This window comes from Pseudomonas sp. DR48, assembly GCF_019823085.1.
In the GTDB taxonomy this organism is placed as follows: domain Bacteria; phylum Pseudomonadota; class Gammaproteobacteria; order Pseudomonadales; family Pseudomonadaceae; genus Aquipseudomonas.
This window is the reverse complement of the sequence record NZ_CP081946.1, coordinates 3642943-3660461: the sequence shown is the minus strand read 5'-3', so window position 1 is coordinate 3660461 and position 17519 is coordinate 3642943. Positions and strand designations below refer to the sequence as shown.

General features: G+C 60.5%; 19 protein-coding genes. 12 read left to right on the top strand and 7 right to left on the bottom strand.

Translation table 11 applies throughout. The annotated features are described in order from the left end of the window. The first annotated feature begins 20 nt into the window (after positions 1-20). From K5K95_RS16500 to K5K95_RS16475, 6 genes are all read left to right on the top strand, one after another. Positions 21-617 carry a septation protein A gene (locus tag K5K95_RS16500; RefSeq protein WP_222585198.1) on the top strand — a complete coding sequence of 199 codons (597 nt, stop codon included), beginning with the start codon at positions 21-23 and terminating at the stop codon, positions 615-617. A 1-nt stretch (position 618) separates the two neighbouring features. Next, complete coding sequence (locus tag K5K95_RS16495; RefSeq protein WP_222585197.1) at positions 619-918, top strand: YciI family protein; 300 nt, start codon at positions 619-621, stop codon at positions 916-918. A 109-nt stretch (positions 919-1027) separates the two neighbouring features. Then, positions 1028-1441 carry a translation initiation factor 2 gene (locus K5K95_RS16490; RefSeq protein WP_222585196.1) on the top strand — a complete coding sequence of 138 codons (414 nt, stop codon included), beginning with the start codon at positions 1028-1030 and terminating at the stop codon, positions 1439-1441. 7 nt (positions 1442-1448) lie between these two features. Then, complete coding sequence (locus K5K95_RS16485; RefSeq protein ID WP_222585195.1) at positions 1449-2126, top strand: response regulator transcription factor; 678 nt, start codon at positions 1449-1451, stop codon at positions 2124-2126. Between the two features lie 125 nt (positions 2127-2251). Next, the gene (locus tag K5K95_RS16480) at positions 2252-2710 is read left to right on the top strand and encodes a Spy/CpxP family protein refolding chaperone (RefSeq protein WP_222585194.1); all 459 of its coding nucleotides are present in this window, start codon (positions 2252-2254) and stop codon (positions 2708-2710) included. Positions 2711-2884: 174 nt separating this feature from the next. After that, positions 2885-4219: a sensor histidine kinase gene (locus tag K5K95_RS16475; RefSeq protein WP_222585193.1), complete on the top strand. Its 1335-nt coding sequence runs from the start codon at positions 2885-2887 to the stop codon at positions 4217-4219. A gap of 131 nt (positions 4220-4350) precedes the next feature. Here the strand turns inward: K5K95_RS16475 and K5K95_RS16470 are convergent, their stop codons facing one another. Continuing rightward, entirely contained in the window at positions 4351-4914 is a 564-nt protein-coding gene (locus tag K5K95_RS16470; protein ID WP_222585192.1) for an NAD(P)H nitroreductase, read from the bottom strand. A 122-nt stretch (positions 4915-5036) separates the two neighbouring features. Here K5K95_RS16470 and K5K95_RS16465 point away from each other — a divergent pair, with 122 nt between their 5' ends. Then, positions 5037-6491 carry a TrkH family potassium uptake protein gene (locus K5K95_RS16465; protein WP_222585191.1) on the top strand — a complete coding sequence of 485 codons (1455 nt, stop codon included), beginning with the start codon at positions 5037-5039 and terminating at the stop codon, positions 6489-6491. On the opposite strand, the gene K5K95_RS16460 is transcribed toward K5K95_RS16465, so the two are convergent. Continuing rightward, positions 6448-7509 (bottom strand): AraC family transcriptional regulator, encoded by a 1062-nt coding sequence (locus K5K95_RS16460; protein ID WP_222585190.1) that lies wholly within the window; start codon positions 7507-7509, stop codon positions 6448-6450. The genes K5K95_RS16465 and K5K95_RS16460 overlap by 44 nt on opposite strands. 163 nt (positions 7510-7672) lie before the next feature. On the opposite strand from K5K95_RS16460, the gene K5K95_RS16455 reads away from it, so the two are divergent. Both K5K95_RS16455 and K5K95_RS16450 read left to right on the top strand, forming a co-directional pair. After that, positions 7673-7984: a DUF962 domain-containing protein gene (locus K5K95_RS16455; RefSeq protein WP_222585189.1), complete on the top strand. Its 312-nt coding sequence runs from the start codon at positions 7673-7675 to the stop codon at positions 7982-7984. A gap of 99 nt (positions 7985-8083) precedes the next feature. After that, entirely contained in the window at positions 8084-8677 is a 594-nt protein-coding gene (locus K5K95_RS16450) for an HD domain-containing protein (protein WP_222585188.1), read from the top strand. Between the two features lie 132 nt (positions 8678-8809). On the opposite strand, the gene K5K95_RS16445 is transcribed toward K5K95_RS16450, so the two are convergent. Then, positions 8810-9625 carry a UDP-2,3-diacylglucosamine diphosphatase gene (locus K5K95_RS16445; RefSeq protein WP_222585187.1) on the bottom strand — a complete coding sequence of 272 codons (816 nt, stop codon included), beginning with the start codon at positions 9623-9625 and terminating at the stop codon, positions 8810-8812. Positions 9626-9755: 130 nt separating this feature from the next. On the opposite strand from K5K95_RS16445, the gene K5K95_RS16440 reads away from it, so the two are divergent. Together K5K95_RS16440 and K5K95_RS16435 are read left to right on the top strand one after the other, a co-directional pair. After that, positions 9756-10520: a helix-turn-helix transcriptional regulator gene (locus K5K95_RS16440; protein ID WP_222585186.1), complete on the top strand. Its 765-nt coding sequence runs from the start codon at positions 9756-9758 to the stop codon at positions 10518-10520. Positions 10521-10701: 181 nt separating this feature from the next. After that, positions 10702-11595, top strand: coding sequence for a DMT family transporter (locus K5K95_RS16435; protein WP_222585185.1), 894 nt, complete (start codon positions 10702-10704; stop codon positions 11593-11595). On the opposite strand, the gene K5K95_RS16430 is transcribed toward K5K95_RS16435, so the two are convergent. The 4 genes from K5K95_RS16430 to recQ form a co-directional block, all read right to left on the bottom strand. After that, positions 11589-11876, bottom strand: a complete 288-nt coding sequence (locus tag K5K95_RS16430; protein ID WP_090181428.1) for a SelT/SelW/SelH family protein — start codon at positions 11874-11876, stop codon at positions 11589-11591. The two genes, K5K95_RS16435 and K5K95_RS16430, sit on opposite strands and share 7 nt — an antisense overlap. A gap of 45 nt (positions 11877-11921) precedes the next feature. Then, positions 11922-13718 (bottom strand): FimV/HubP family polar landmark protein, encoded by a 1797-nt coding sequence (locus K5K95_RS16425; protein WP_222585184.1) that lies wholly within the window; start codon positions 13716-13718, stop codon positions 11922-11924. 128 nt (positions 13719-13846) lie between these two features. Beyond that, entirely contained in the window at positions 13847-14281 is a 435-nt protein-coding gene (locus K5K95_RS16420; RefSeq protein ID WP_208671801.1) for a MarR family transcriptional regulator, read from the bottom strand. Between the two features lie 119 nt (positions 14282-14400). Next, positions 14401-16527, bottom strand: coding sequence for a DNA helicase RecQ (gene recQ, locus K5K95_RS16415; protein ID WP_222585183.1), 2127 nt, complete (start codon positions 16525-16527; stop codon positions 14401-14403). A 401-nt stretch (positions 16528-16928) separates the two neighbouring features. Here recQ and K5K95_RS16410 point away from each other — a divergent pair, with 401 nt between their 5' ends. Next, a complete protein-coding gene (locus K5K95_RS16410) occupies positions 16929-17516 on the top strand; it encodes a YecA family protein (RefSeq protein WP_222585182.1) in 588 nt (195 codons plus the stop codon). Positions 17517-17519 lie beyond the last annotated feature (3 nt).

Here is a 17519-nt window from a genome sequence, read left to right as displayed (position 1 = left end):
TCCTGCTTCTGGCTGCCACTGTGAAACAATTCATCGATTTCATCCCGCTTCTGCTGTTTTTCATCGTCTTCAAGATCGATCCACGGGTCGTCGACGTCGCCGGCCATGAAGTGACTGTAGGCGGTATTTACAGCGCCACCGCGATGCTGATCATCAGTTCCCTGGTGGTTTACGGCACGCTGTTCATCAAGCAGCGCAAGCTGGAGAAGAGCCAGTGGCTGACCCTCATCGCCTGCCTGGTGTTCGGTAGCCTGACCTTGGCGTTCCACAGCGAGACCTTCCTTAAATGGAAAGCGCCGGTGGTCAACTGGCTGTTCGCCCTGGCCTTCATTGGCAGCCACTTCATCGGCGACCAACTGCTGATCAAGCGCATCATGGGCCACGCACTGACGCTGCCGGACCCGATCTGGACGCGCCTGAACATCGCCTGGATCGGGTTTTTCCTGTTTTGCGGTGCCGCCAACCTGTTCGTCGCGTTCACGTTCCAGAGCTACTGGGTCGACTTCAAGGTCTTCGGCAGCCTGGGCATGACGTTGCTGTTCCTGGTCGGCCAGGGCATTTACCTGTCCCGCCACCTGCATGACACCGATACCACAACGCCAAAAACCGAGGACTGACATGCTTTACGCAATCATTGCCACAGACGTTGCCGACTCCCTCCAAGCCCGCCTGGCCGCACGGCCTGCACACCTTGAGCGCTTGCAAGTGCTCAAGGGCGAAGGGCGTATCGTGTTGGCCGGTCCGCACCCGGCGGTCGACAGCAATGATCCGGGCGCCGCGGGTTTCACCGGCAGCCTGATCGTCGCCGAGTTCGACTCCCTGAGCGCGGCACAAGCCTGGGCCGATGCGGATCCTTACGTCGCCGCAGGCGTCTACGCCAACGTTTCGGTCAAGCCGTTCAAGCAAGTCCTGCCATAAAGTCCTGCCTCGCGGTGAACCTTGACGGTTCATCGCGCTCTCAACGCTCATTATTCTCGTTTGACGGCCGACAACCTGCCCAATACTCGTATTGGAATCAGGAGTGGCGATGCGCAAAGGTCCGTTGTGTCTGATGTTGATGACGTTGTCGATTGTGGCCCCTGTCCACGGTGAGGAACGCGCCGAGGGCGCCGGTTCGACGCCGTTGTCATTGAGCGCCGGCAGTCAGATCACCGAGTTGCAACAACGCTTGAAAGCTAGCGAACAGCAACGAGAAGAACTGAGCAAACAACTGCAAAATACCGATAACGAACGTGAAAGCGCTCAACTGACCCGGTTGCGCCAAGAGAACCAGCGCCTCAAGCTGCAACTCAAGGAAACCCAGGCCAGCAACCCGCTGCCACGCCTGCTGACCGATCAACAGCAGTGGTTCGTCATTGGCGCCGCAGTTGCGCTTTTGGCGCTGCTCTGCGGTATCTTCGCCAGCGGTGCCACGAGAAAACGTAGGCAATGGCTAAATTGAGTGAGTCATGAGCGAGCTGTTATTAATTGATGATGACCAGGAGCTGTGTGAGCTCCTGAGCAGTTGGCTGAGCCAGGAAGGCTTTCAGGTCCGCGCCTGTCACGACGGCCAGAGTGCCCGCCGGGCGCTGGCCGAGACGTCTCCGGCAGCCGTGGTGCTGGACGTGATGCTGCCCGATGGCAGCGGCCTGGAGCTGCTCAAGCAACTGCGCAATGACCATCCCGACTTGCCGGTGCTGATGCTCTCGGCCCGAGGCGAACCACTGGATCGCATTCTCGGCCTGGAACTGGGCGCCGACGATTACCTGGCCAAGCCGTGCGACCCGCGGGAACTGACAGCCCGTCTGCGCGCCGTATTGCGCCGCAGCCATCCGGCGGCCGCGTCGAGCCAGCTCGAACTGGGCGACCTGTGTTTCAGCCCGGTGCGCGGCGTGGTCAGCATCGACGAACAGGAATTCACCCTCACCGTTTCCGAAAGCCGCCTGCTCGAAGCTTTGCTCAAGCAACCTGGCGAGCCGCTGGACAAGCAGGAACTGGCGCAAATCGCCCTCGGTCGCAAACTGACCCTGTACGACCGCAGCCTGGACATGCACGTCAGCAACCTGCGCAAAAAGATCGGTCCGCACCCCGATGGCCGTCCACGCATCGTTGCCCTGCGTAGTCGCGGTTATTACTACAGTCTGTAAGATTTGTCAGGTCAGTACAAAATCATCTTTACCCAAGCTTTACGCTGCGCTGACCGCCGCTTACCTTGATCCTCGTAATCTGTACTCATCCGGAACGTACCGGGAACGAGACAAGGAGATACACCATGCGCAAGACTCTTATCGCTCTGATGTTCGCTGCCGCCCTGCCGACCATTGCCATGGCTGCGCCTGAAGGTGCCGGCCCGATGGGTGGCCCGATGGACGGTTCGCACCACGGCGGTCAGATGCACGGCATGCACGGCAAAGGCCCGTATAGCCAGCTCGACCTGAGCCGCGAACAGCGCGACCAGATCCGCAAGATCATGGGCGAGCAGATGCACGAGCGTAAGCAACTGGTCGAAAAATACCTGGAAAAACTCTCGCCAGCCGACCAGAAAGCCATGAAAGACGAAATGGCCGCCAACCACAAGAAAGCCGAAGCCGACGTGCGTGCCCTGCTGAAACCGGATCAACAGAAGAAATTCGACGAAATCCAGAAAAAACAGGCTGAGCGTCGCGCCGAATGGGCTGAGTTCAAGGCCTGGAAAGCACAGCAACAGCAGCAACAGCCAAAAGCGCAATAATGCGCTAACCCCGGACCCGACGGCTAAACCCGTCGGGTCTTTTGCCACTCAATTTAATGTGGGAGCGAGCCTGCTCGCGATGGCGGTGTGTCAGGCAAATATTTGTTGACTGATACACAGCCATCGCGAGCAGGCTCACTCCCACACTGGTTTGTGATTGTTCGAGGATTTTCTGTGCGCTCATTGTTCTGGCGTATTCTGGCCAGCTTCTGGCTGGCCATCGCCCTGGTTGCGGGGCTGTCCATTCTACTCGGGCACATGCTTAACCAGGACGCGTGGATACTCAGTCGCCACCCGGGCCTGAACAACCTGGCCGAACAGTGGACGCAAACCTACGAATCCCAGGGCGAGGAAGCGGCCCAGGACATTCTGGAACAGCGCAAACGCCAATATCACATCGACGTTCAAGTGCTCAACGAGAGCGGCGATCCCGTGGTGCGCGGCACGTTCCCCCGTCGTGCCGCAGCCTTCGAAGCACGGCAGAACAATGACGATCGGCGCCTGCCATGGCGGCGTCTGACCGCGGAATACACCAGCGACAAAACCGGCGACACCTACCTGCTGATCTACCGTATCCCACACCCGGAACTGGACGCCTGGCACCGCGAAAGCCTGCTCTGGCCGTTGAGCGCATTGGGTATTGCCCTGGTGGTGCTGACCCTTTTCAGCCTGTTCGTCACCCTGTCCATCACGCGTCCGCTGAGTCGCTTGCGCGGCGCGGTGCATGATCTGGGGCAAACCACCTATCAGCAGAACAGCCTGGTGAAACTGGCCAACCGCCGCGATGAATTCGGCGTGCTGGCCAACGACTTCAACCGCATGGGTGCGCGTCTGCAAAGTCTGATCAGCAGCCAGCGGCAATTACTGCGCGACGTGTCCCACGAATTGCGCTCCCCCCTCGCCCGACTGCGCATTGCGCTGGCATTGGCCGAACGGGCAACACCCGAGGAACGGGAAAAACTTGCGCCGCGCCTGACGCGCGAGTGTGATCGGCTGGAAGCGTTGATCAGTGAAATCCTGGTGTTGGCGCGAGTCGATGCCGACAACGCCAGCGCCGAAGACGTAGATCTCAATGCGTTGCTCAACACCCTGCAAAAGGATGCGCAATTGGGTTCGCCGGAGCAGAACGTACACCTTGTTGCCGAACCGCAGCTGAACCTCAAGGGTTGGCCGACGATGATTGAACGCGCCGTGGATAACCTGCTGCGCAACGCCCAGCGATTCAACCCGGTGGGTCAGGCGATTGAAATGCAGGCGGTGCGTCAGGGCGAGCGGATCGTGGTCAGCGTGCGTGACCATGGGCCGGGTGTCGATGCCGGGCACTTGAGTCAGTTGGGCGAACCGTTCTACCGGGCTCCCGGGCAAACAGCACCCGGACATGGCCTCGGGTTGGCGATTGCGCGCCGGGCGGCAGAACGACATGGCGGGGCCCTGGTGCTGGCCAACCACCCGGATGGCGGGTTTATCGCCAGCCTGGAATTACCGTTGGTGCCCGGAGTCACCTCTTAACTGACCGAGATGAGAACGCGCTGATGATCGTTCCCACGCTCCGCGTGGGAATGCAGCCCGGGACGCTCTGCGTCCCATTGGAACGCGGAGCGTCCCTTGAGGCATTCCCACGCAGAGCGTGAGGAACGATCTTACGTGGCTGGCCAGGCGCTGACGAATTCGGCCAGATCAACCTTCTCCGCCACGCGCGGTTCTTTCTGCGGCGTGCCGAGATAGAGAAACGCGATGACCTGCTCACCCTCCGCCAATCCCAACCCTTTGGCCACATGCGCCGAATAGGCCAGATCACCTGTGCGCCACACCGCGCCAATGCCTTGCGCATACGCGGCCAGCAAAATCCCGTGAGCCGCGCATCCCGCTGCCAGCAATTGCTCGGACTTCGGATACTTGATGTGATCCTGCAACCGCGCGATCACCACGACCACCAGCGGCGCACGCAGTGGACCGTTACGCGCCTTGTCCAGCGCCGCTTCCGACACTTCGCTGTCCTGCAGCTTCGCCGCCTCAGCCAGCAACTCGCCCATCTGCTCACGCGCCGCGCCTTCGACTGTCAGGAAGCGCCAAGGCTGCAAGTGGCCGTGGTCGGGTGCGCGCATCGCGGCGGCGAACAGCACTTCGCGTTGTTCTGCGGTGGGTGCCGGGTCGATCAGTCGTGGAACGGAAACACGGTTGAGCAAAGCGTCGAGAGCCTGCATCGGCCACCTCCTGTAAAAAATGTTTGGCTATTCTAGCGGTAACCACCTCAGGAGTGCCGGTTTACATAGCAGGCCCCACGGGTAGAATGGCGCCTTTCCCATTATCAGCCAGAGCGGACTTCATGGCGTTGCCGACCTTACGGACTATTGGTTTCATCATCGGCATCTTCCTGATCACGCTGGCCATCGCCATGGTCGTGCCCATGGCCACTCTGGTGATTTTCGAACGCACCAGTGACCTGCCATCGTTCCTCTGGGCGAGCATGATCACCTTTGTCGCCGGCCTCGCGCTGGTCATCCCCGGTCGCCCCGAACACGTACACCTGCGTCCGCGAGACATGTACTTGCTGACCGTCAGCAGTTGGGTGGTGGTGTGCATCTTCGCTGCGCTGCCATTTCTGCTGACTCAGCGCATCAGCTACACCGACTCGTTCTTCGAAAGCATGTCCGGCATCACCGCTACGGGCTCCACGGTATTGACCGGCCTGGACACCATGTCCCCCGGCATCCTGATGTGGCGCTCGCTGCTGCACTGGATCGGCGGCATCGGCTTCATCGGCATGGCGGTCGCGATTCTGCCGTTGCTGCGCATCGGTGGCATGCGGCTGTTTCAGACAGAGTCGTCGGACCGTTCCGAAAAAATCATGCCCCGCTCGCACATGGTGGCGCGTCTGATCGTGGCGGCCTACGTCGGCATTACCATCCTCGGCAGCCTGGCGTTCTGGTGGGCCGGGATGAGCCTGTTCGATGCGATCAACCACGCGATGTCAGCCATTTCCACCGGCGGATTCTCCACGTCCGACCAGTCGCTGGCGAAGTGGACACAACCGGCGGTGCACTGGGTGGCGATCGTCATCATGATCCTCGGCAGCCTGCCGTTCACCCTGTACGTGGCCACCTTGCGCGGTAACCGTCGGGCACTGATCAAGGACCAGCAAGTTCAAGGTTTGCTCGGCATGTTGCTGGTGACCTGGCTGGTACTCGGCACCTGGTATTGGTGGACCACCAAACTGCACTGGCTCGATGCCCTGCGCCATGTGGCCCTGAACGTGACGTCGGTGGTGACGACCACCGGTTTTGCACTGGGGGACTACAGCCTCTGGGGCAATTTCTCGCTGATGCTGTTTTTCTACCTGGGTTTTGTCGGCGGTTGCTCGGGCTCGACGGCGGGCGGGATCAAGATTTTCCGCTTCCAGGTCGCCTATATCCTGCTCAAGGCCAACCTTAATCAGCTGATTCACCCGCGCGCGGTGATCAAGCAGAAGTACAACGGTCACCGTCTCGACGAAGAGATCGTGCGTTCGATCCTGACGTTTTCGTTCTTCTTCGCCATCACCATTTGCGTGATCGCATTGCTGCTGTCGCTGCTCGGCGTGGACTGGATGACCGCCCTCACCGGCGCGGCCAGTACCGTCTCCGGCGTCGGTCCGGGCCTAGGCGAAACCATCGGCCCGGCGGGCAACTTCGCCACCCTGCCGGACGCCGCCAAGTGGATTCTCTCGTTCGGCATGCTGCTGGGACGACTGGAGATCATTACGGTGTTTGTTCTGTGCATTCCTGCGTTCTGGCGTCACTGACAGGCGCCGGCGCTTCCATCAGCCGTGCCCGGTACTCGCCGGGCGTGGCGTCGAACCAGCGGCGGAAGGCGCGGAAGAAATTGCTCGGGTCGGCAAACCCCAACAGGTAGGCAATTTCCAGCAGGGTCATGGTGGGCTGCGCCAGGTATTGCTCGGCCAGTTCCCGTCGCGTGTCATCCAGCAACGTCTGAAAACTCGTGCCTTCTTCCTGCAAGCGTCGCTGCAGGGTCCGTTGCGACAAGTGCAGCGTCTGCGCCACGGTATCGCGCTTGGGCTCGCCCTGGGGCAACAGACGGCACAGCACCTGCCGCGCCTTGTGGGTCACCCGGCTCTCGGAAAACCGCGCCAGATACTCACCGGCAAACCGGTCGTGCAGCAGCGCCATCGCCTCGTTGGCGGTCGGCAGCGGCGCCTCCATGTCGGCGCGCTCGAAGATCAACGCGTCATAAGGCGCGTTGAACACCAACGGCGCATGGAACGCTTGTTTGTAGGGTTCGAGATTGCTCGGCTGATCGCCCTGCACCAGCACTTTGCGCGGTTGCAGCGTGCGCCCGGTCAACCAGCCGCACAGCGCCAGCGCACAGGCCAGCGAGGCTTCGGCGCTTTGTCGGGTCGGCGGCAGGTGGTCGCCATGGACCGTCAGAATCAGCGCATACCCTTCATCCAGTAACCGGAAGCTCAGGTCAGCACTTTCAGCAATGATCCGCTGATAGCGCACCAGTCGTTGAAAGCCTTCGGCCAGGGTCCGGCTGGACATCAGCGCGTAACCGGCGACATGAAAGGACGCCGGGCGCACCACTTTGCCCATGTTCAGGCCGATCGCGGGGTTACCGGACAGCTCGACCGCGCGCTGCCACAGTCGTGTCATGGAGTCTTGCGGGAAGCGCGCATCGGGGTCATCCAGTGCCGCGTAGTCGAGCCCCAGCTGCTTGAACAGAACCCGGCAATCCAGGCCGTCCATCTCCAGTGCTTTGACAATCCCCATCGCCCAGCTTGCAGAAGTCGTACGTTCGCTCATGGCGTTTACTTACTGATTGGTGAGCCGTCTAACGCGGCAAGTTTTCGAAGGATACTAAAGTGGCGCCTATTGTCACTGGCTGACGCCATTGATCACTCTAGACTCAAATAAGCTACCCGCAGAACAACTTGCAATCAGAACAACTACCACAGAGATCGCAGTCGTGGAAAACATCAGACGTTTCAACAGTTTCGCTGAGTTTTACCCGTACTACCTCAGCGAACACAGCAACAGCACCTGTCGACGATTGCATTTTGTCGGTACCAGCCTGGTCATTTTCATTCTGGCGTTGGCCGTTGGCAGAGGCGCGTGGCTGTTGTTGCTCGCCTTGCCGCTGGCGGGTTACAGCTTTGCCTGGGTCGGCCATTTCTTCTTCGAGAAGAACCGCCCGGCGACCTTTCAGCACCCTCTTTACAGCCTGCTCGGTGACTTCGTCATGTACCGCGACATGGTGCTGGGTCGGGTGCCGCTCTAGGCTCCCCTAGTCATAAAAGCGTCCTGCGTGGCCAGTGCAGAATTGGATCCAAGTCCTACACTCAAAATGTCCCATTCGCTTAGAACAAGAGGATAGCTGATGAATGCCAGCGCTCGTTTCACCCACATGCAGGATGGCACGCAGGAAGACTGGGCGATCATCGCCGCGGACTTCAGTGCCTATGCGAGGCAGCTGCCGACACGGATCGTGGCGCACCTGAAATTACTGGAGGGTGATTTTGGCGGCTTCCCGGTGGATCGCCTGACCCATTCCCTGCAAACCGCCAGCCGTGCCTGGCGCGACGGCCGCGATGAAGAATATGTGGTCTGTGCGCTGCTGCACGACATCGGCGACACGCTGGGCTCCTACAACCATCCGGACATTGCCGCGGCGATCCTCAAGCCGTTCGTCAGCGCCGAGAACCTGTGGATGGTGGAGAAGCATGGGATCTTCCAGGGCTATTATTTCTTCCATCACCTGGGGATGGACCGGCATCTGCGCGAGCAATTCAGCGAACATCCGCAGTATCAGGCAACCATTGAGTTCTGCGCCAAGTACGATGCGGCGGCGTTTGATCCAGCGTATGAGACGTTACCGCTGAGTTTCTTCGAGCCGATGATGGAGCGCTTGTTTGCGCAGCCTAAACATTCGATCTACAAGGCGGCGATGGAAGAACACGCGCCGGCCTCATAAATCCATCGGGACCGCTGCGCGGTCCAATCGCGAGCAAGCCCGCTCCCACAGGTGACCGAATCGTTAGCCCGAAAGCGGTCTAATGTGGGAGCGGGCTTGCCCGCGATGAGGACCGTGCAGGCAACTTGATTTTCATGCCGGCTCTGCGACTTTAATGGCCTTCAATTCAGCCTCCCGCGCCTGCGCATCCGCCAACCGATACAACTCGATCGACCCGTCCCAATGCTCGATCAACGCCGTACACGACTCCACCCAATCCCCGCAATTGAGGTAGTCCACCCCGCCCACCTTGCGGATCTCGGCATGGTGAATGTGCCCGCACACCACGCCGTGCAATTCGCGCTTCACGCATTCGTGGGCAATGGCCTCTTCAAAATCACTGATGAAACTGACCGCCGTTTTCACCTTGTGCTTGAGGTACGCCGACAGTGACCAGTAGCCATAGCCATAACGGGCGCGCCAGTGATTCAGCCAACGGTTGAGGGTCAGGGTGAATTCGTAGGCCGAGTCGCCAAGAAAGGCCAGCCAGCGATGATAGCGGGTGATGACGTCAAACTGATCGCCGTGGATCACCAGCAGATGGCGGCCATCGGCGGTCACGTGCACCGCCTCGTCCACCAACTGGATGTTGCCCAGCATCAGCTTCGAATAACGGCGCAGGAATTCGTCGTGGTTACCGGTGACGTAGATCACCTCGGTGCCGCGCTTGCTCATGGTCAGCAGCCGGCGGATCACATTGGTGTGCGCCTGTGGCCAGTACATGCCGCTGCGCAGTTTCCAGCCGTCGATGATGTCGCCGACCAGGTAGATCTTGTCCGCGTGATAGCCCTTTAGAAACTGCGACAGGTGTTCGGCCTGGCAATCCCGGGTGCCCAGATGCACATCGGAAATCCACAAGGTCCGCACACGTTGCTTACGGCTGGGTTTGGCGAGCTCGGCGCTGGTCATGGGTAAACCCTCAGGACAGATTTTGGCAAGCTTGCGCCGGTCGGGTTAATGGCCCATGACAGTGCCGAGTCAGTCCTGTGACAGCACCCTGGCGGTGTAGACTGACCGCATCTTGCCCGGGAGACCTGCGATGAGACCGATCCTCACGCTACGCCAGTACACCGAAGACCTGATCGTCCACAGCCACGACCACGCACAACTGGTGTTCGGGCTCTCGGGCGCGCTGGACTTTGAAGTCGGCGGGCGTGGCAGCCAAGTGGTGCAACAGAGTTTCGTGGTGGTGCCGTCCGGCTTCCATCACGCCTGCGGCAGCAGCAATGGCAGTCGCTGCCTGGTGCTGGATGTGCCGAGCGACCAATGGATTTCGCAGTCCTTGGGCGATCACGCCGAGGCCAGTCGACGCCTGCTCGACAACGCCGGTCGCCTGCCGCTGGACGCCGGTCAAAGTCAGTTGGTGAGCTGGCTTGCGGCCAGTCAGGTCAGTGATCCGTTGATTGCCCAGCAAGGCGCGGTGCTGTTATTGGCCAGCCTCAACAACGCCAAGCCAGACGTCGTGGGCGGTCGACGCTTGCCGTATGCCGCCCTGAATGCGCACATCGATCAGTATGCGGCTTATCCGCTGCAGGTCGCCGATCTGGCGCGCATCGCCGGCTTGTCGAGCGCTCGGTTGCACGCGCGGTTTGTCGCGGAATGCGGGCAGACGCCGATGGACTACATTCGCAGTCGACGGCTGCATATAGCGGTGGGATTGCTGCGTGACTCGCCGCTGCCTGTCGGCGAGATCGCCAGTCGGGTCGGTTACAGTTCCCAGAGCGCATTCGCTGCGGCGGTGTTGCGCGAGTTCGGTGCGACGCCGGGCGAACTGCGCCGCGAGTCTGGCAACAAAAGTCGATAGTTTGCCGACAGACATAACCGCCGTCATACCGTTCAATGTAGGAGCTGTCGAGTGAAACGAGGCTGCGATCTTTGGTCTCGCTTTTAAAAGATCAAGATCAAAAGATCGCAGCCTCGTTTCACTCGACAGCTCCTACAGTGCCCCCGGTGTCTGTTGGCCCGGTTCAATATCAAGGATTGCAATGACTCCGCGTACCGCCCTTGGCGCCCTGCATATCGGCGCACTGATGTTTGGCCTGACTGGTGTGTTCGGCAAACTCGCTGCCGCCTCCCCCTCGGTCATCGTTTTTGGTCGGGCCGCGTTTGCCGTGCTGGCATTGGCATTCTTCGCACGGTTCGCCAGCAACACACGCTGGCAGAAACTCGAAGCGCAGGACTGGCGCCGCCTGCTGCTCAGCGGCTTACTCCTGGCGGGGCATTGGGTGAGTTTTTTCATTGCGGTGAAAGTCGCGGGCGTGGCGATTGCGACTCTGGGGTTCGCCAGCTTCCCGGCGTTTACCGTGATTCTCGAAGGGCTGATTTTCCGTGAGCGGATTCGCGCCAACGAAATCCTCCTGGTCGTGCTGGTGAGTGTCGGGCTGGTGCTGGTCACGCCTGATTTCGATCTGGCGAGTGGTGCCACCGTGGGCCTGCTCTGGGCCGTCGGTTCAGGCTTGCTGTTCGCCCTGCTGTCACTGACCAACCGCGCCAGCTCCGGACGAATCCCGGCGGTGCAGGCCGCGCTGTGTCAAAACGTGGTGGTTGCCCTGTGCCTGCTGCCAGTGGCAGCACCGCTATTGAGCGACGTGCGCACTATCGACTGGCTGTGGATCGGTCTGCTCGGCGTATTCTGCACCGGGGTTGCCCACAGTTTGTTCGTCGCCAGCCTGGCGGTCATCAAAGCGCGCACCGCCGCCGTGGTGTTCGCCCTGGAGCCGGTCTACGGGATCACCGTGGCGTGGCTGTTGTTCGATGAAAACCCGACGCTGCGCATGCTGATCGGCGGAGCATTGATCATCGTCGCAATTGTGGTTTCCAGCAGATTGTCAGGCGGCTCCAGTAAAAAAACCGTGGCGGCCGAGGCCGCCTCTCACTGAGTCCGGTCGTTGTGGCCCAGGTCGCGGTCAGGGTCGATCTGATCGCGGACCCGCTGCTTGAGCACCTTGGCTTCCGGGAAACCACCATCAGCCTTGCGCTCCCAGAGCTGCACCTCGTCACAGAAAATGTGGAAGACACCGCCAGTGCCGGGCACCAGCGAAACCTTGCCCAAGTCATCGCCAAAGGTGCTGAGCAGTTCTTGCGCCAGCCAGGCCGCGCGCAACAGCCATTGGCATTGCGTGCAGTAGGTGATGACGATTTCCGGTTTTTGCGTGGTCATGATGGGCCGAATTCCTGAACCTGAGTGCGCCGCCAGTTTAGTTGCTCAGCGGATTCCGGCCAACAGACTCCGGGCGGTCTGCTTGAGCGGCTCATCACCGTCTTTAAGCAACTCGTTGAGCAGTTCGATGGCGCTGTCCAGATCACCGTCGTCGATGCAGTTCTGGGCTTGCTCCAGCTTGCCGGCGCTGGTTGGCCTGGCCGGTTCAAGGTTGAGGGGTTCAAGGTTGAGCGGTTCCAGCTCCAGCGATTGTCCGCTGTCGCTGAACGTGTCGAGAAAGTCGTCATCCAGTGACTGCGAGTCAGGTTCGGGCACCCATTCGAGTTCGGGTTCGTCCAGGGTGATCTCGTCGGGCATCTCGAACACATCGGGCAATACGTGCAGATTTGAAGCGAACGCGGGCTCAGCGGCCTTGGGCGGTGCATTGGCAGGTTTGGTTGTTTCGAAGGGGCTGACCAGATCCCAATTCGCATCCATCGACAGGTCATCCAGGTTCAACCGGAATTCGTCGGCGTGCGCACTTTCGGGTTTCACCGCAACGATGCTTGCCGCCACCGCAGGCACGAGCACCGGCACCGGCACCGGCATCGCACTCAGTTTCGGATGACGGGCGCGCATGTCCTGAAGTTCCTGAGGGTCGAACCCGGCGTCACGCAAGCTGTTTTCCTGCACCTCATAGGCGCGAACATCACCTTGCTTGCCGAGGACCTCCAACAGTTGCACCGCCAGGTCCGTGCGCTGTGGTTGCTTGGCCAAGGCGTCTCGCAACAAACCGGCGGCTTCGGAATATCGGCCATAGGCCAGGTAGATGCCAACGCCTTCCAGCACATCACCCGCCGCCGTTTCTTCATGAGGTTCGGGAGATGTTGCGGGCGGTGGAGCGTTTTCCACCGCAGCAGCCGCTCGATCGAGCACCGGCTCCTGGCGTGGCGGTAAAGCGGCTGGATCCGGCGCCAATACCTGACCGCGCTGTTGTCGGCGGCGAACGAACAGCCCCAGCAACACCAACGCTATCAACCCCAGCAAGCCGATGATCAGCGGCCACTGGCTGTCGGTCTCTTCAACAACGACCGGGGCAGCAGGCGCTATCGCGACTGGTGCTACAGGCGGAGCCTGCTTGATCTCAGCCAGTTGGGTTTGCAGTTCGGACACCTGTTTTTTCTGGCCAGCGGCCTGCTCATCCTGAGCCTTGAGCTTCGCGCTCAACTCATCGACGGTCTTTTGCAGTTGCTGGTTTTGCAAAATGCTGGCGGCCAGTTGTTCGGCAACGGGATCGCTCACAGGGGGCGCGACAAGTGGATCGACCTTGGGCGCCGTCGCGGATTTTTTCGCCGCCGGCGCTGACACAATGGCCGGTTTGACGCTCGGGAAGGGAGAGTTTGGTTGATTGGCGACGGGTACATCGTCGTCCGGCACGATCCCGGGGGAACCCGGTGGATCGATCAGTACCGTGTACTCGCGCAGCAAACGCCCGTTGGGCTGATTAAGCTGCACTACGAAATTCAGGAAGGGTTCGTTGACCGGTTTGCTGGAGGTCACCCGGATCAGGCTGCGGTTGCCCCGCAACACCGGTGTGAACTTCAAATCGTTGAGGAAGAACACCCGGTCGACGCCGGCGCGGCTGAACTCATCCGCCGTCGCTAGGCTGACGGAGAGCTCGCCCTCCTCCAGACTGCCGACATCCACCAAGGCAATGTCGGCACGCAACGGCTGATTCAACGCGGAATGAAGGGTGATCTCACCCAATCCCAGCGCAGGGGCCAATGCCGAGTAAGTGACAGCACCACCGACCAGAAGCAGCCTGGCGCAACACCGCAAAACAACGTGCCAACTCTCGAGCATGTGCATCCCTTAGATAACCAGAACCAACCTGTACGTGTTCGCACATCCGGTACGAACACGATATTGCCTAGTAGTTCTTTATAGTCCGCTCAACGGGGTATCTCAAAAAGCTGACACGCGGTTATGCCTCAAGACTTTTCCAGGTTCGCCAGAATGTGCCCGTGAACGCGCATGCAGATCTTCAACTCCGCCTCATCCACGCCTTCGAACAGTTCGCGGCGCAGTTGATTGGCAATGGTTTCAATTTGTTCGATCAGGGGACGGGCCGGGGCACACAGGACGATCTTCTTCGCCCGACGGTCTTCCAGCACCGATTGGCGCTGGACCAGTCCCTGGCTTTCCAGGCTATCAAGCAATCGGGCCAGGGTCGGCCCTTCGACGCCGACGCTTTGCGCCAGTTCACGCTGGGTTGGCGCTTCGTCGAAACGCGCCAGGTGCAGCAGCACCAGCCAGCGAGCCTGGGACAATCCGAGGCCTGCCAGACGGCGGTCCAGTTCGGCACGCCAGCCACGCGACATCTGGGCCAGTTGCATGCCAAAACGGTGTTGATCGGTTAACGGCATAAAACACTCATGATCAGACTGAAATAGAGAAAAACTAATTATTAGTCAGCTAAGCATGACCATTGGCTCGAGGCAAGGACTGGTCTGTAGTGAATCGTTACACCACCCTGACCGGTCACTTAAACCTCAAATTCAGATTGCAGCGCCGCCCGTACGCAGTACAACACCCCTTCCGGCACTCTCCCCGCAAACAACGCGGCGATCTCCGAGACCGGCGGCAATTCGCCCTCGCCGTCGAGGAATGCGTCCTGGACTTCGCCCATCAATTCTTCCGGCAGGTCCAGCGCCTGTTCCAGCGATAACTGCTGTTTGCCGATGGCCTCGGCGAGCATGGTGTAGACATTCTTTTCCGAGCATTGCAGCTGACCGGCAATTTGCAGCGGCGTCATGCCGGCCCGGGCCAGGGTGATCAGCTCGTGGCGTACGTCGGCCACCACTTTCGGCGCCTCGACCTGTCCACCCAACACTTCGAGGAAGGCTTCGCCGTAACGCTCCAGCTTGCGCGCGCCGACGCCACTGACGGTGGCCATTTCCGCCAGCGAGGTCGGCTGGCTGCGGAGCATTTCCAGCAAGGTCGAGTCGGGGAAGATGACGTAAGGCGGCACACCATGCTCCTCGGCGAGCTTGCGACGCAGGGCGCGCAAGGCTTCCCACTGTTCGCGCTCTTCGCCGCGCACCAGCTGGCTTGCCTGGCTCTTGCTGCTTTTGGCAGTGGTTTGCGGTTTGAGGTCGCGGCGCAACTCCAGGGTCACTTCGCCCTTGAGCAATGGCCGGCAGGTGTCGCTCAGACGCAGGCCGCCGTAGCCTTCGAGGTCGATGTCGGCCAGGCCACGGGCCACCAGTTGGCGGAACAGGGAGCGCCATTCGCTCTCGCCCAGCGCTTTGCCGACACCATAGACCGACAGATGCTGATGGCCGAAGCTGCGGATCTTTTCGTTGTCCTTGCCCAGCAATACATCCACCAAATGCCCGACGCCGTAACGCTGACCTGTGCGGTAGATCGCCGAAAGCGCCTGGCGGGCCGGCTCGGTGGCGTCCCAGGTCTGCACGCCGTCGACGCAGTTGTCGCAATGGCCGCACGGCTCGGGCATGTCTTCATCGAAGTACGCCAGCAGGGTCTGGCGACGGCAGCGGGTTTCTTCGCATAGCGAGAGCATGGCGTCGAGCTTGTGCTGTTCCAGACGCTTGTGGCGCTCATCGCCTTCGGAGTTTTGCAGCATCTGCTTGAGCATCACCACGTCTTGCAGGCCGTAGGCCATCCAGGCATCCGCCGGCAGGCCATCACGGCCGCCGCGACCGGTTTCCTGGTAATACGCCTCAAGGGATTTCGGCAAGTCGAGGTGAGCGACAAAGCGCACGTTAGGCTTGTCGATGCCCATGCCGAACGCCACGGTGGCGACCATGATCAGGCCCTCTTCGTTGAGGAAGCGCTTCTGGTGATGGGCGCGGGTGTCGTTGGGCAAACCGGCGTGATACGGCAGCGCCGGGAAACCTTGCTCACTGAGAAACACCGCCACCTCGTCGACTTTCTTACGCGACAGGCAATAGACGATGCCGGCATCGCTGCGGCGCTCGGCGAGGAACGCCAGCAACTGCTTGCGCGGCTGCTCCTTGGGCACGATGCGGTAGAAAATGTTGGGGCGGTCAAAACTCGACAGAAAGCGCTCGGCATTGTGCAAATGCAGCCGGTCGACGATTTCTTCACGGGTACGTTTGTCAGCAGTGGCCGTCAAAGCAATGCGCGGGACATTGGGGAACAACTCCGCCAACTGGCCCAGTTGCAGGTATTCGCGACGGAAATCGTGACCCCATTGGGACACGCAGTGCGCTTCGTCGATGGCGAACAGGGAGATTTCAAGACTTTGCAGGAAGGCCAGCATCCGCGGCTGGACCAGCCGCTCGGGCGCCAGATACAGCATCTTCACTTCGCCGCGCTTGATCCGCGCGGCGAGGTCGCGCTGCTGCTCGGCGCTGAGCGTTGAGTTCAGCGCGGCGGCGGCGACACCCAGTTCTTCGAGCGTGGCGACCTGATCGTCCATCAGTGCGATCAGCGGTGACACCACCACGGCCAGGCCTTCGCGTAGCAGTGCGGGCACCTGGAAACACAGGGATTTGCCGCCACCGGTAGGCATCAGCACCAAGGCGTCGCCGCCACTGGCCACGCGCTCAATGATTGCACCCTGACGGCCACGGAAACTGTCGTAGCCGAAGATGTCCTTGAGGACGCGTTGAGCCTGCTCGAGCATAAAAACTCCAAAAATCACCGAAACATCCCTGCAAGGCTGGTTCAGAACCACGAAAGCTGCACCGACAAATCGTAAGTGCGCGTTGCATGACGCTTCATACTTTCAGCCGCGACGCCAGCAGGGCATCACAAAACGCGCGAGTATACCCGAGGCCTCCTCCTCAAAGGGTGCCGCTGAGAAGACACGTGACGCTAACGCAATGCAAAACCTGTGGGAGCGGGCTTGCTCGCGAAGGCGGAGTATCAGTCGACATCAATGCTGCCTGACACGACGCCTTCGCGAGCAAGCCCGCTCCCACAGGGATTGTGGTGTTCCGGGGTGCAAATATGCCGCGCGGCTGGCCTGTGTGCTCAAGAAGGCCTAGAATTCCCGCATCTGTTAATTCCCAAGGTAGCCCTTTAATGTCCTTCGCTGAGCAACTAACCCGTTTGCAAGTCTTCCTCGACGCCGACGAACTGCATGACGAGGCGCTGGACTATGTGGCCGCCCACGGCTACCTCACCGCGCTGTCGATCTGCTCCGAAGTGGTTCCGGATCGTGAATGGATCGACGCCCTTTTCGCCGAAGAGCCGCATTACGCCGACGACACCGAGCGTGAAGCCATCGAATCCACCCTGCTCGCGCTCAAGGCGCACATCGCTCGCCAACTGGCCTCCGATGAAGAATTCGAGCTGCCGTGCGAGCTGGACCTGGGCGAGGAGCCGGACGATTCCGACCTGCGCGGCTGGTGCATCGGCTTCATGGAAGGCGTGTTCCTGCGCGAAGCGGCCTGGTTCGAAACCGCCGAAGACGAAGTCAGCGAAATGCTGCTGCCGATCATGGTCGGTTCGGGCCTGTTCGACGAACAGCCTGAGTTCGAAGACATCGCCAAAGACCCCAACCTGATGGACGACATGATCGTACAGATCCCGGAAGCGCTGACCGCGCTGTACCTGCTGTGCCAGGCGCCAGACGAAAAACCGGCGATCCTCAAGCCACGTCACCACTAAGGT

Coding starts and splice junctions, on each gene's coding strand:
- K5K95_RS16495 (WP_222585197.1), top strand. CDS start 619: ATGCTTTACGCAATCATTGCCACAGACGTTGCCGACTCCCTCCAAGCC.
- K5K95_RS16490 (WP_222585196.1), top strand. CDS start 1,028: ATGCGCAAAGGTCCGTTGTGTCTGATGTTGATGACGTTGTCGATTGTG.
- K5K95_RS16485 (WP_222585195.1), top strand. CDS start 1,449: ATGAGCGAGCTGTTATTAATTGATGATGACCAGGAGCTGTGTGAGCTC.
- K5K95_RS16480 (WP_222585194.1), top strand. CDS start 2,252: ATGCGCAAGACTCTTATCGCTCTGATGTTCGCTGCCGCCCTGCCGACC.
- K5K95_RS16470 (WP_222585192.1), bottom strand. CDS start 4,914: ATGCAGGCTCTCGACGCTTTGCTCAACCGTGTTTCCGTTCCACGACTG.
- K5K95_RS16465 (WP_222585191.1), top strand. CDS start 5,037: ATGGCGTTGCCGACCTTACGGACTATTGGTTTCATCATCGGCATCTTC.
- K5K95_RS16460 (WP_222585190.1), bottom strand. CDS start 7,509: ATGAGCGAACGTACGACTTCTGCAAGCTGGGCGATGGGGATTGTCAAA.
- K5K95_RS16450 (WP_222585188.1), top strand. CDS start 8,084: ATGAATGCCAGCGCTCGTTTCACCCACATGCAGGATGGCACGCAGGAA.
- K5K95_RS16445 (WP_222585187.1), bottom strand. CDS start 9,625: ATGACCAGCGCCGAGCTCGCCAAACCCAGCCGTAAGCAACGTGTGCGG.
- K5K95_RS16440 (WP_222585186.1), top strand. CDS start 9,756: ATGAGACCGATCCTCACGCTACGCCAGTACACCGAAGACCTGATCGTC.
- K5K95_RS16435 (WP_222585185.1), top strand. CDS start 10,702: ATGACTCCGCGTACCGCCCTTGGCGCCCTGCATATCGGCGCACTGATG.
- K5K95_RS16430 (WP_090181428.1), bottom strand. CDS start 11,876: ATGACCACGCAAAAACCGGAAATCGTCATCACCTACTGCACGCAATGC.
- K5K95_RS16425 (WP_222585184.1), bottom strand. CDS start 13,718: ATGCTCGAGAGTTGGCACGTTGTTTTGCGGTGTTGCGCCAGGCTGCTT.
- K5K95_RS16420 (WP_208671801.1), bottom strand. CDS start 14,281: ATGCCGTTAACCGATCAACACCGTTTTGGCATGCAACTGGCCCAGATG.
- recQ (WP_222585183.1), bottom strand. CDS start 16,527: ATGCTCGAGCAGGCTCAACGCGTCCTCAAGGACATCTTCGGCTACGAC.
- K5K95_RS16410 (WP_222585182.1), top strand. CDS start 16,929: ATGTCCTTCGCTGAGCAACTAACCCGTTTGCAAGTCTTCCTCGACGCC.